12 protein-coding genes are annotated in these 11,864 nt (G+C 53.9%); 7 read left to right on the top strand and 5 right to left on the bottom strand.

Annotated features, from left to right (window positions below):
• The first annotated feature begins 107 nt into the window (after positions 1-107).
• From CLOEV_RS02775 to CLOEV_RS02760, 4 genes are read left to right on the top strand one after another with little or no spacing between them, the layout of a single operon-like run.
• Positions 108-1,310, top strand: a complete 1,203-nt coding sequence (locus tag CLOEV_RS02775) for a metal-dependent hydrolase family protein (protein ID WP_034441810.1) — start codon at positions 108-110, stop codon at positions 1,308-1,310.
• A gap of 16 nt (positions 1,311-1,326) precedes the next feature.
• On the top strand, positions 1,327-1,788 hold the full coding sequence (locus CLOEV_RS02770) for a RidA family protein (protein ID WP_034441807.1): 462 nt from the start codon (positions 1,327-1,329) through the stop codon (positions 1,786-1,788).
• 17 nt (positions 1,789-1,805) lie between these two features.
• Complete coding sequence (locus tag CLOEV_RS02765) at positions 1,806-2,501, top strand: aspartate/glutamate racemase family protein (protein WP_034441805.1); 696 nt, start codon at positions 1,806-1,808, stop codon at positions 2,499-2,501.
• A gap of 25 nt (positions 2,502-2,526) precedes the next feature.
• Entirely contained in the window at positions 2,527-3,948 is a 1,422-nt protein-coding gene (locus CLOEV_RS02760; RefSeq protein ID WP_034441803.1) for a YfcC family protein, read from the top strand.
• Positions 3,949-4,087: 139 nt separating this feature from the next.
• On the opposite strand, the gene CLOEV_RS02755 is transcribed toward CLOEV_RS02760, so the two are convergent.
• The 4 genes from CLOEV_RS02755 to CLOEV_RS02740 form a co-directional block, all read right to left on the bottom strand.
• Positions 4,088-5,467: a M20/M25/M40 family metallo-hydrolase gene (locus tag CLOEV_RS02755; RefSeq protein ID WP_051484841.1), complete on the bottom strand. Its 1,380-nt coding sequence runs from the start codon at positions 5,465-5,467 to the stop codon at positions 4,088-4,090.
• Between the two features lie 24 nt (positions 5,468-5,491).
• A complete protein-coding gene (locus CLOEV_RS02750; RefSeq protein WP_034441802.1) occupies positions 5,492-6,598 on the bottom strand; it encodes a M24 family metallopeptidase in 1,107 nt (368 codons plus the stop codon).
• Positions 6,599-6,673: 75 nt separating this feature from the next.
• Entirely contained in the window at positions 6,674-7,864 is a 1,191-nt protein-coding gene (locus tag CLOEV_RS02745; RefSeq protein WP_034441801.1) for a DUF3798 domain-containing protein, read from the bottom strand.
• A 44-nt stretch (positions 7,865-7,908) separates the two neighbouring features.
• Positions 7,909-8,916 (bottom strand): ornithine cyclodeaminase family protein, encoded by a 1,008-nt coding sequence (locus tag CLOEV_RS02740; RefSeq protein WP_034441799.1) that lies wholly within the window; start codon positions 8,914-8,916, stop codon positions 7,909-7,911.
• Between the two features lie 260 nt (positions 8,917-9,176).
• Between CLOEV_RS02740 and CLOEV_RS02735 the strand changes: the two genes are divergently transcribed.
• The 3 genes from CLOEV_RS02735 (at position 9,177) to CLOEV_RS17375 (ending at position 10,286) form a co-directional block, all read left to right on the top strand.
• Positions 9,177-9,863: a FadR/GntR family transcriptional regulator gene (locus CLOEV_RS02735; protein WP_084482150.1), complete on the top strand. Its 687-nt coding sequence runs from the start codon at positions 9,177-9,179 to the stop codon at positions 9,861-9,863.
• An 88-nt stretch (positions 9,864-9,951) separates the two neighbouring features.
• Entirely contained in the window at positions 9,952-10,134 is a 183-nt protein-coding gene (locus tag CLOEV_RS16740) for a hypothetical protein (protein WP_156938349.1), read from the top strand.
• 26 nt (positions 10,135-10,160) lie between these two features.
• On the top strand, positions 10,161-10,286 hold the full coding sequence (locus CLOEV_RS17375; protein ID WP_256195952.1) for a hypothetical protein: 126 nt from the start codon (positions 10,161-10,163) through the stop codon (positions 10,284-10,286).
• 149 nt (positions 10,287-10,435) lie between these two features.
• Here CLOEV_RS17375 and CLOEV_RS02730 read toward each other — a convergent pair whose 3' ends face one another.
• On the bottom strand, positions 10,436-11,806 hold the full coding sequence (locus CLOEV_RS02730; protein WP_008709662.1) for a TolC family protein: 1,371 nt from the start codon (positions 11,804-11,806) through the stop codon (positions 10,436-10,438).
• Between the last annotated feature and the right edge of the window lie 58 nt (positions 11,807-11,864).

Below are 11,864 nucleotides of genomic sequence, written 5' to 3'. Positions count from 1 at the left end.
GCTTTCGCGCGCCACCCCTATCCAGATAAATATTATAGCGCCTCCGCCACGCCGGTGAAAAATTTTTTCAGGCGACGCGGGGGGAAAGAATGAAAGAGGGCTTTTGCATGTACTCCATTGTAAAATGCGGAACGCTGATCGACGGCACGGGCGCGGAACCAACCGTCGGCGCGGCTCTGCTGCTGAAAGACGGCCTGATCGTAAGCTCCGGAAAATACGAGGAGGTCGCGAAGGAGGCTCCAGCCGGAGCGGAGCTGATCGACTACGGTGATAAGTACGTAACTCCCGGCATCATAGACGCGCACGTCCACGTCACGATAGATCCCGAAGCGGATTTTACCGGCTTCGTGGGACGCGACAGCGACACAAGAATAGCGCATCGCGGCACGGTCAACCTCAAAAAGACGCTCGACGGCGGCGTGACCTTCATCCGTGACCTCGGCGGCTATCACCACATCGACATCGAGCTGAAAAAGCTTATCGACGAAGGACTGATCGAAGGCTGCGGACTGCTGGCAAGCGGCGAGATGATCACGATGACCGGCGGTCACGGCTGGAAGATAGGCCGCGAGTGCGACGGACCTTCCGAAGCGCGCAAGGCGGCGCGCGAGCAGATAAAAGCCGGGGCGACGGTGATCAAGATCATGGCCACCGGCGGCAACCTTACGCCGGGGCCGCAGGGCGCGCCTCAGCTCTCGGAAGAGGAGATACGCGCGGCTGTGGAAGAGGCTCATAAATCGGGCAAACGCACCACCACCCACTCCCACAGCGCGGAGGGCGTTAAGAACGCGCTGCGCGCCGGCATCGACTGCATCGAGCATGGTATGTTCATCGACGAAGAGGCGCTCGATTTTATGAAGGCCCATGGCATTCCCTATGTGCCGACGCTGGTAGCGCCTTGGATCTGCGCGATGGTCGGCGAGGAACGCGGCCTCAGCAAAGAGGCGGTGGAAAAAACGAAGAGCGCTATCGGCAGGCACATGGAAAGCTTCCGCATGGCGGTGAAAAAGGGCGTCAAGATCGCGATGGGGACCGACGCTGGGACCCCCTTCTGCGAACACGGCAAGGCCTACGTAGGCGAACTGCGGCTGATGACCGAGGGCGGCTTCACTCCCATGCAGGCCATAGTCGCGGCGACGAAAAGCTCCGCCGAAGTGGTAGGCGTGGAAAAGAGCCGCGGCACGCTTGAGGCGGGCAAAGAGGCGGATTTCCTCATACTCGCGGAAAACCCGCTCGACGACCTCGGCGCTTTCGAGCATATCCGCGAGGTCTACAAGGGCGGCCGCAGAGTAGAGCGAAAATATCTCTAAGGACGGGGCGGAAACGATGGAAACGGAAAAAAGGCTCGCCGAGATGGGCGTTGAATTATATCCCGACATCAAGCCGATCGGCAGTTATCTCCCTTTCACCCGCTGCGGAAATGTGATCCATATTTCGGGACAGGGGCCGAGCATTCGCGGTGAATATGTCAAATACATCGGCAAGGTCGGTGAAAACGTCACCAAAGAGGAAGCCAAAGAAGCGGCGGCGGTGACGGCGGCCAACCTCATCTCCATCCTTAAAAAAGCGGCCGGCGACCTGGACCGCGTCAAACAGATCGTCAGCGTCCACGGCTACGTCAACAGCACGCCGGACTTCACCGAGCAGCCCTACGTCATCAACGGGGCCTCGGACTTGCTGGTGAAGGCCTTCGGCGAAAAGGGACGGCACGCGAGATGCGCGATGTCCGTCAATTCGCTCCCGCTGGGAATCTGCGTGGAAGTGGAATTGACGGCGGAAATAGAATAAAAGAGGAGGAATTTTTCATGAAGACTATCGGTATCGTCGGCGGTATGGCCTGGCAGTCATCCGCCGAAGTCTACAAGATCATCAACGAGCTCGTCAACAAAAAGCTCGGCGGACAACACTCCTGCCAGTGCGTGATGTACTCGGTCGATCTCGACCCCGTGCTCATCCTGCGCGACGAGGACGACTGGGAAAAGCTCAACGACATCATGGAGGACGCGGTCAAACGCGTCGAGGCCGCCGGCGCGGACTTCACGATGATCTGCTCGAACACGATGCACAAGACAGTGAGCGCGATCAAGAACAGAGTATCCAAGCCGATACTGCACATCGCCGACGTCACGGCACAGGCGATACTCGACAAGGGATTCAAGACAGTCGGCCTTATGGGGACGAAGTTCACGCTCACACAGGATTTTTACAAGGACAAGATGGAAAAGGACTACGGGATAAAGATACTCATTCCCGATGAAGACGATATCGCCTTCATCCACCACGTCATTTATGAGGAGCTCGACTACAGCATATTCAGCCCCGCCTCAGCCAAGCGCTTCGTAGAGATCATCGAAAAGCTCCACCAGCGGGGCGCCGAGGGAGTCATCCTCGGCTGCACGGAGATACCGCTGCTCGTAAAGCAGGAAGACACGTCCGTCCCCTTATTCGACACAACCACGCTCCACGCCGAGGCGGCCGTTAAACTCGCGCTCGCGGAATAGCTTTTCGCGAAGAAAGGAAAACGACATGAAAGAACCGGCTGAAATGAGCCCTCAGGGCCAGGTAAAAAAGAAGTTTCTATTCCCGCACATCTACGTGCTGCTGCTGATGATCATCATTGCCTGCGCGATCGCGACTTGGCTGCTGCCGGCGGGAGAATTTGAACGCGTCAAAAACGCCGCCGGACGCACGATAGTCGTCGCCGGCACCTATCACCCGATCCCCGCCACGCCCGTCGGCCCCTTCCAGATGATCCAGGCCATCTATGGCGGTATGCTCGACGCGGCGAACATCATCTTCTTTATTATGATCGCCTATGCCTCGATCGGGCTGATAATCGCGACGGGCGCTTTCAACGGCCTCGTCTCCGGCCTGCTGCGCATATTCAAGGGGAAATCACGCACCGTCATCATCCCCGTCTTCATCGCGATCCTGGGCGTCGCCTCCTCAACGATAGGCGTTTTTGAAGAGGCCTTCCCCTTCGTGCCGATCTTCGTCGGCATCGCGATCGCCATGGGCTACGACGCGATCGTCGGACTGGCGATCGTGGCGTGCGGCGTCGGCATCGGTTACTCTGGAGCCGTGATGAACCCCTTCACCGTCGGCATGGCGCAGAGCATCGCGGAACTGCCGCCGATGTCAGGCGCCGGCTTCCGCATCTTCTGTCATATATCGATGGTCGTCGTGGCCTCGATCTATACCATGAGGTACGCGCTCAAGATACAGGAAGACCCCACGAAGAGCCTGCTCTACGGGTCAGAGATGGCCGCTCACGTCAAAGCCGACGAAAACCTTGAGAACTACCGTTTCGGAATCCGTGAAATACTGGTCCTCGCCACACTGGCGGTGGGGATAGTCGTCGTCGTTTACGGTACCAAAGCCTATGGCTGGTATTTGCAGGAGCTGTGCGCAATCTTCCTTATCATGGGACTCGCGAGCGCTGCCATCATGGGCTGGAGCCCCTCTGAGACGGCGGAAAAGGTCGCCGCCAGCTTCGCCGACATGGCGATGGCGGCGATGATGGTCGGACTTGCGCGTGCAATACTCGTCGTCCTTCGCGCCGGAAGCGTGATCGACACGGTCGTTTACGGACTGGCCTTCCCTCTCTCCTACATGCCGAGCTGGATAGCCGCCGAATGTATGCTAGTCGTACAGACGCTGCTCAACTTCCTCGTGCCCTCCGGCTCGGGGCAGGCGGTCATCAGTATGCCGATCATGGCTCCGCTATCCGACCTTCTCGGCATTCCGCGCCAGATAGCCGTTCTATGCTTCCAGTTCGGCGACGGGCTCTCAAACATCGTCTGGCCGACGGCCTTCGCGCCGGTGCTCTGCGCACTTGCCGGCATTAAGCTTGACAGATGGTGGAAATGGATGGTCCCGCTCTTCATTCTGCTGATACTCACCCAGATGATACTGATCGCCATCGCCATGTTTATCGGCTGGGCGTAACGTAAAACCTCCATACACAAAAATACAGATCAAGTAGGAGGCCTCTCAAATAATGGGAGGCCTCCTACTCAATTTCTAAGAAACCTCCCGGCTATGCATAGAGGTCCTTTCTTGTAACAAACACCGGCCGCATGGCGGTTTATTTCAAACAGGGTATTTTGGTAATTATCGAAGCGATCATTTTTATCGCGCAGTTATAATCTTCCACGTAGATGTTTTCATTGGGGGCATGTTCTCTGCTGTCTTCGTTCATGACGCCGATCATCACACATGGTATGTCAAGCCTGCCGCATACGGCGCAGACACCGCTGCTGCCCCAGTCGTTGAGGATGATATTGGGTTCCATTCCATATATTTCTCTCGCTGATTGGACCGCGGCTTTCATGAGCGCTGATTCGCAACTGGTGCGGAACGGGTCGTAGGATGATTTTAATTTTACCTCGATATCGCTGAAGCCCTTCCTGTCCAAATGCCTCCTGATTTTTTTCATAGCGCTTTCCGGAGTTTGCCCCACAGCCAGCCGCAAATCAAGAAAGACTGAGGCGTTTCCCGGCAGGATAGTCTTTGTCTCCGTGTCGCTGGAGGTTCCTTTGAAACCATTGATATTGATGGTCGGAGAATTGACGAGCCTTTCTTTCAAAGCGCCGCCTTTGTCGCCGTTCAGAAAGGAGCTGATGCCGTAAGACCTGAGCGAGGCTTCTTCGTCAAAACTCATATCGTGGATTATTTTACGTTCTTTATCCGAGAGCGGGGCGATATCATCAACATATCCGTCAATGAGTATTTCTTCTTTATCATTTTTCATCGACGCCAGCGCCCATACGAGACGCCAGAAAGGATTGGCAACGATGGCGGCGTTGGCCGAATGCAAATCCCGGCCTGCCGTCCTGCACGACAACTCTATTTTACAGATCCCCTTTACGCCTAAGGTGATATGCGGACGCCCCCTTTCGAGATCGCGGCTGCCGCCTTCCCAGAAAAACCCGTCGCATTCGAGCAAGCCGCCCTTTACGAGCATAAAATCATCAAGGTGGGGGCTTCCTATCTCTTCCTCTCCGTCATAAAAGAATTTTAGGTTCACAGGAATTTTGCCATATATCTGCTTGCAGGCATGAACCGCGCAAATCCTGGAAAACATGCTCCCCTTGTTGTCAGCTGTGCCCCGACCCCATATCCTGCCGTCGCGAATGACAGGCTCAAAAGGATAGGACTCCCATTCTTCCAGCGGTTCGACGGGCATTACGTCGTAGTGGTTGTAAAAAGCCAACGTATCTTTCGCCCCTTCGTCAAGGTAGGCGTATATGTAGGGCGAGCCGCCTGTTTCGATGATATTTGTTTTCAGTCCCAGTTTGTCTTCAAGGAAATGTACGCAAAGCGAAGCCATCTCGTTCATTCCACTGTTATACATCGATATGCTGGGCTGGCGTACCGCTTCCAGAAGCCAGTCTATATAAAGATCCATATTTTCATCTATATATTTATAGACCTTTTTCAAGGCGCCTGTCTCACAGCCATTCATAGCGCAAATTCGCCTCCCCTTTTATCAAAGAACCAACATCGATTTAGGCAGTTTGTTCAACACGAGAGCGGAACCATCGTCCGCCACGGCGACCAGGTTTTCGATCCTGACGCCGAATTTTCCCGGCAGGTATATCCCGGGTTCTATGCTGAAGACATTGCCCGGCCGCAGGATATGCTTATTGAACGCCTTAATGAAGGGAGTCTCATGAACGGAGATTCCCACACCGTGGCCGACTCTGTATGGAAACCGTTCTCCGTAGCCCGCCTCTTCGATCACCTTACGCACGATACGGTCTACCTCCCCGGCGCTGATTCCCGAGCGTATCGCCCTCTCTCCTGCCGTCTGCGCCTCAAGCACGATCCTATAGACGTTCTTTTCCTCTTCAGTCGGGTCGCCAATGAAGAAGGTCCGCGTCATATCCGAAAAATACCCGCCGTACCTTCCTGCAAAATCTATAAGCACGACATCTTTATCTTCTATTATTCTGTCGCAGCCATTATAGTGCGGCATCGCCGCGTTGGGTCCGGCCGCTACGATATGGCTGATGTGCCTGCATATGCCCTTTCCCAGGTCGTCATGTATTTCCGTGAGCTTTTCGGCAATTTGGCGCTCGCTGAGTCCAGGGCGGATGTGTTTAACGACTTCTGACAACGTATCATCCGCGACTTTGGCGGCTTTTTGCAAAAGGGAAATCTCTTCTTTGCTCTTGACACTGCGCATAGGACTTATCAGCTCTTCTCCGTCGCAGCAGACGATCCCCTTCATCGCGGCGGATATTTTCAGCATATCCACGGCTCTCACGGCGTCATTAAAGGCGATTTTCCCAGATTCCAGTCCGGCCTTTTTACAGCCGTTGATAAAAGCCCCCACAAAACCTTCGTGATCTTCCCATACCTCGCAAAGAGATGGGTCGCCGGCCACTGCGGACATCTCTTCTAGATAGAGCTTAGGCGTCATAAAGAAAAAACGGCCCTTGTTCGTTACGAGCAGTCCTTTAAAACGTTCATCAGGAAGACAATCCAATCCGCATATATATTCGAGGTCAGGGGACGGGGCGATAAAAAACGCGTCACAGCCAGCTATTTTCAATAAAGAGACCATCTGTTCCATCTTGCCAAAAGCTGCCATAACTATCACTTCCTCATAAAAAAATACGGCGGAGCCGCTTGCAGTATTTTCAAACGGTCCGCCCAAGACTAAATTTTATCTTATTTTACGGTATTTTTCAGGAACTTTTACGTCCGCCACCCCCATGAACCCTTTGCCGAAGATATAGGTATCCTGATAGATCAGCATCAGATTCTTGCTCGTCACGCCGGTCCCCAGATCCGTATAATAGTTGCCATTCCATCTCGATCCAGGAGTGGCGCGGTCGAAACATTTGAGGAAATCTTTCTTACTCGTCAGCTTCATCTTTTTTTCAACGACATTCATGCCGAAATCGACCAACGCCAGAGTATTCGCGTAACCGTAGGAATAGGCCCACGTGCCCATCCGGCCTTTTCCACCAGCCTTAATAACCGCGCTTTCCACTTTTTTCAATATCGCGGGCCAGTTCCCGGCTTCCTTCGACAAGTCGATGCTGAACGCGGCGGGATAACCTACCAGAGGCGAGGGACTATCCGCCTCGATATACATGCCGCCATATCTCGCGAGCTGCCGCAGCAGCGGTTCGTGAAGAGCGTAATTGGTCGTAAAGAATACCGTTTTATCTCCATATTTCTTTATCCATGCCGGCACTTTCTCGATCATAAATTGCTGCGCTCCCACTACGCCGACGTCGCTCGTAGGGTCTGGCGCGGTCTCATAGGAGAACTTGATTCCCAGGTCCTTGCATGCCGCCTTGATGATGGCGACTCTGCGCGCGATGCTCTCATAGCTCATGTGTCTGGGGAATGAGACGTGCACAAAGGTGTCTGCCCCCATTTTCTTCGCTGTATAGGCAAGCAGGTAGCCCTTGTCTATAAAATCTATCGTCGTCGCCATATCAGCGGCGGAGGTGATCACGTTGGGGTCTTCGTGAGCCTCGCCCACGAGACAGATTATATCGGGCCTCTTTTGCTTGACTCTCCTGATGCCCTCCGTGGTGCCGGGAATACCCTGATTTATAACAATGACCTTAAGCAACGGGTCGTCGGCCAGACCAGCTATCTGCGAAATTGTTGTTTCCATCTCCGACATAAAATTATCCGGATAAGTGACATGCCTGATCATCCCGCCTTTAGAGGCATCTCCGTACTTTTTCAGGCAGTATTCCGCGCCGCGTATTTCATCTTCACTCTGGGAAAGAGTACCGGTGACGATTCCCACATGGTACGCCGGAGCCGCGCAGGCCGCGCTCCCCAGGAAAAGCGCCGTCATCGCTATCAGGCCGGCCTTCACATACTTAAACATCATTATCCCTCCACATTCTTTTTATGCTTTTTCGTGACCGAAAACTAAATTTCTACAGCATTGTTGAAAACGTAAGGCTCGCCAAAGTTTTGCGCCATTGCCTTTTCGTAGATCATCGTGGCGACGGCTACATCCATCGCACCGGTGCCGATGGGTACGCAGACTATTTTTTCATCGGGTGAAATATGGTACTCTTTTTTGCCGCATACCAGCTCGCCGATAGTCGCGCTGATATTTTCTTTCTTAAACTTTCCGGAATCCACGACACTCTTCAGCGCCCCCCTGTGCATCGTCTGCCCTATGGAATCCACGATCACATGGTCGGCGCCCAAAAGAAGCTCGTCCTCGCATTCGGTGAACGAACCCATCGGGAAGATGATCTGGCCTTTTTTAAACCATTCGTTCTTAATAAATTTATTTCTGCCGTGCGTCACCGATACGATGATATCCGTATCGTCCATTACATCTTTTGGATCTTCTTTGATGACGAATTTTGTGTTGACGGTTTTCGACATCTCTTCCACGAACGCCTTCGCAGCCTGCGAATTTATGTCATAGAGATGAACCTCTTCGATCTCGAAGACCTCGTTGAAGGCCATCAGCTGCGTACGGCCCTGTACGCCGGCTCCGAAGAGGCCAAACTTGATTTTTTTCTTATCCTCGATGTATTTAGCGGCGACGGCGGCCTGCGCTCCCGTTCTGTAATTCGTTATCTGAGCGCCGTCCATCACACAGCGAAATATTCCCGTTGCGGGATCGAAAAGTAATATTAAAGCTATGATATATGGCAATCCCCACTGCGGGTTGTTCAGCGAGCCGCCTACACATTTGATGCCCGCACTTTTTTTGCTGTGGATATATGCTGGCATCGCGTTGAGGCCATTTTTGTACGGCGGCCATTCCGCGTCTTCGCCAAGCTCAAGGGTAATTTTTGTCGGACAGACGACCTCTCCGTTGCCCCAATCACAAAACGCTTCCTCACACGCGGTTATCGCATCTTTCATCGTCAGTAACTTTTCAACGATCTCCGCATTGACCAATTTGCACGGCATTAAGATTACCTCCCTCTATTTTTAAACCTCTCACATTAACTATAGGATTATCCTACATTTAATTAGTTTAGCCATTATTATAGCATCGTGTTTCTTCATGTCAATTAAATTATCTACAATTTATTTTCTCCTGTAAAAAGTTACCACAACAGATGGCCTCCGTTTGCAAAATTTGGAAATGCCGTTGGACCAATTCCTGAATATAATTTATATTAATCTTGTATGATGTTAAAATTAAGAACAGAAAAGGGAGTGTTCCCATGATTCAGGCAATTTCAAGGGTCACATTGACCCAGTCTATTTCGGATCAGATGTTGAAGCTAATAAAAGACGGGACATGGAAGCCTGGCGATAAAATACCCAGTGAAAATGAGCTTGCATCGTCATTTTCTGTCAGCAGGAATTCAATCAGGGAGGCGGTAAAAATCTTAAACAAGATGAACGTCCTCACTTCCTGTCCGGGACAGGGAACATTCCTAGCGCAGGACGCAGTCAGCCGCATCCTGTCGCTTGAAGTCATAGACATCGGCTATAAAAACGCTTCCGTAGAGGAGATATACGAGATACGCACGTTACTGGAATCGCAGAGTGCCTATTGGGCGGCGCTGCGCGTGACGGACGACGATATTGACGAATTGAATGATCTCTTAAGACTGAGCCGTGACAACGAAAACCGCGATATCGCGGAACAAAACAGGATACATTACGCTTTCCATGACGCGATCATCCGTATGAGCAAGAACACTTTATTAATACACATGCTTTCATCAATAAAGGCCGAAATCGACGCACACCACGCAAGTTTTGACAACCTGCCCGCAGCGGATATCACAAATCTCATCAACGACCAGGAAAAAGTCATAGCCGCTATTTTAAATAAGAAACCCGAAGAAGCGCGGCTGGCGATGATATCTCATCTTGAAAGAGCGATGCGGCTTATAAAATAGTTTTACGTAAGAAATATATATAATATATTGGGCGGTGCGCGGTGACGCTCGTCGAGGGCGAAGCCGTGAAAAAGAACCTCTGGAAAGAATGGTACAAGGAACGTTCCCCTGGCGGCCCGGGGGCCCCGAACATTGCGTGCTGCGGTTCGACGCCGTGGAAGCGACGTTTTATATTGACGAGGAATTCATTACCAGCCACTGTGGCGCGGGAGGCGAAGCGCGCGGGGAGTACCGTTTCTGCCAGAGCTGCGGCATGCCGCTTTCGGCGTAATAGGATTCTCGTCGGCCTTCGCGCCGGTGCTCTGCGCACTTGCCGGCATTAAGCTTGACAGATGGTGGAAATGGATGGTCCCGCTCTTCATTCTGCTGATACTCACCCAGATGATACTGATCGCCATCGCCATGTTTATCGGCTGGGCGTAGAAAAAACAGTCCGCCTAAGAAACTATCACCGAAGCGTCGGGGGCAGCGATCGCTTGGACTTTCACCTCTGACGTTTTGTTTATGTTTTATAAGGATGCCGCGAAGAGCTTGACGTTCTTCGCAGCATCCTTTGTTGTTTTTCGGCCTCTTTATTCTCCTATCGCGTAGCGCAGGTCGGCCTCCGCCATTTTGATATCGTACATCGCGGTGGCCAGCTCCGTGAGGCTGTTCGTCAGCGCGAGGCGCGCGTCGAGCGTGTCAAGGTTGGTGCCGACGCTCTCCGCGTAACGGCGCGTGGCGATCCGGTAATCTTCGCGCGCCTCGCCGGCCTGCCTCGCGGCTACGACGAGGCGGCTGTGTGCCGATTTCAGGTTGAGATCGGCCTGCGTGACCTCCATGCGGATAGCGTTTTTCATATCGTCAAGCATAAAGAGCAGCTCTTTGGCCTTGGCTTTGGCTTCGTTGGTCTTGGCGCGCATCTCTCCGCTGTCGTAGAAGTTCCAGTAGAGGCCGACGGCAGCCGCCGGTTCGCTCTGCTCGCTGGGGAAAAATTTATCATCGGCGGCAAAGTAACCGACCGCGCCCAGTATCTGCGGCAGCATCTGCCCCTGCGCGGCGCGCGCGAGTTTTTCCGCCTGTCCGGAAAGCAGCGCGTAGACCTTCAGTTCCTCGCGCCTCTCCATCGCCAGTTCCGCCGCGCCTTTGGCTTCGCCGTACGGCGGCTGTCCCTCCGCGGCGGTAAGTATTTTATTGAGAGGGCGCGTCTCGGCAAGTCCGTCGGGGAGGTCTGCGCCTACGGCGCGCCGCAGCGCCGTGAAGGCGACGGCGCTGCCGTTCTGCGCGCGGATAAGGTCCAGCTCCGCGGAGGCGACCGCGACTTTGCTGCGCAGGACGTCATTTTTCGCCACGACGCCGGCTTTTAAGAGTTTTTCGGCCTGCGCCATGTGGCTTTTCGACAGCGACACGGCCTCTTCGGCCACAAGTTCCTTGGCCTGCGCGCAGCGCAGTGTGTAATAGGCGCGGCAGACGGCGTTTTCCACGCTCTGCGCGGTACGCCTCTCCTGCGCCGCCGCCGCGTCGCGCGCGAGCTGCGCCGCCTGTTTCTGTGCCGTCAGCGAGCCTCCGGCATAGATGACCTGCGTAAGGCCGACCGCCGCCGCGTATGTGTGTGAACCCAGTATCGGTACGTTAAGCATGCCCATGCCGGGAATATCTGCATTTTTTGATATCCCGTCGCGCATCCACAGCGCGCCCATGCCGGCGGAGGCCTTCGGTCCCATCTTTGCCTGAGCCTGAGAGACCTGCGCCTCGGCGGCCGCGGTTTTCTGCGCCGCCGCCGCTATCTGCGGGTTGTTGGCGGCGGCCTTTACCAGCAGCGCCGCGAGCGCCGCGTCGTCGACGGCAGGCGCCATATCGGCAGAGCGAGGCGCGGCGGACGGCATTGGGGCGGGTGCCGCCGCGACGGCGCCCGCCGCGAATGATATTATCAGAAATGCCATGATTATTTTTCTGGTAAGCATTTTATCTGTCCTTTCCCCTGCTTATTAAAGAGCATTGCAAAAATACGAACGCCTATTC

Source organism: Cloacibacillus evryensis DSM 19522 (genome assembly GCF_000585335.1).
GTDB lineage: Bacteria > Synergistota > Synergistia > Synergistales > Synergistaceae > Cloacibacillus > Cloacibacillus evryensis.
Note: the sequence above shows the minus strand (reverse complement) of the source record. Positions and strands in the feature narration are given on the sequence as shown.

Bases quoted from the DNA above. Each gene is read 5' to 3' on its own strand.
- CLOEV_RS02775 (WP_034441810.1), top strand. From the start codon at position 108: ATGTACTCCATTGTAAAATGCGGAACGCTGATCGACGGCACGGGCGCG.
- CLOEV_RS02770 (WP_034441807.1), top strand. From the start codon at position 1,327: ATGGAAACGGAAAAAAGGCTCGCCGAGATGGGCGTTGAATTATATCCC.
- CLOEV_RS02765 (WP_034441805.1), top strand. From the start codon at position 1,806: ATGAAGACTATCGGTATCGTCGGCGGTATGGCCTGGCAGTCATCCGCC.
- CLOEV_RS02760 (WP_034441803.1), top strand. From the start codon at position 2,527: ATGAAAGAACCGGCTGAAATGAGCCCTCAGGGCCAGGTAAAAAAGAAG.
- CLOEV_RS02755 (WP_051484841.1), bottom strand. From the start codon at position 5,467: ATGAATGGCTGTGAGACAGGCGCCTTGAAAAAGGTCTATAAATATATA.
- CLOEV_RS02750 (WP_034441802.1), bottom strand. From the start codon at position 6,598: ATGGCAGCTTTTGGCAAGATGGAACAGATGGTCTCTTTATTGAAAATA.
- CLOEV_RS02745 (WP_034441801.1), bottom strand. From the start codon at position 7,864: ATGTTTAAGTATGTGAAGGCCGGCCTGATAGCGATGACGGCGCTTTTC.
- CLOEV_RS02740 (WP_034441799.1), bottom strand. From the start codon at position 8,916: ATGCCGTGCAAATTGGTCAATGCGGAGATCGTTGAAAAGTTACTGACG.
- CLOEV_RS02735 (WP_084482150.1), top strand. From the start codon at position 9,177: ATGATTCAGGCAATTTCAAGGGTCACATTGACCCAGTCTATTTCGGAT.
- CLOEV_RS16740 (WP_156938349.1), top strand. From the start codon at position 9,952: ATGGTACAAGGAACGTTCCCCTGGCGGCCCGGGGGCCCCGAACATTGC.
- CLOEV_RS02730 (WP_008709662.1), bottom strand. From the start codon at position 11,806: ATGCTTACCAGAAAAATAATCATGGCATTTCTGATAATATCATTCGCG.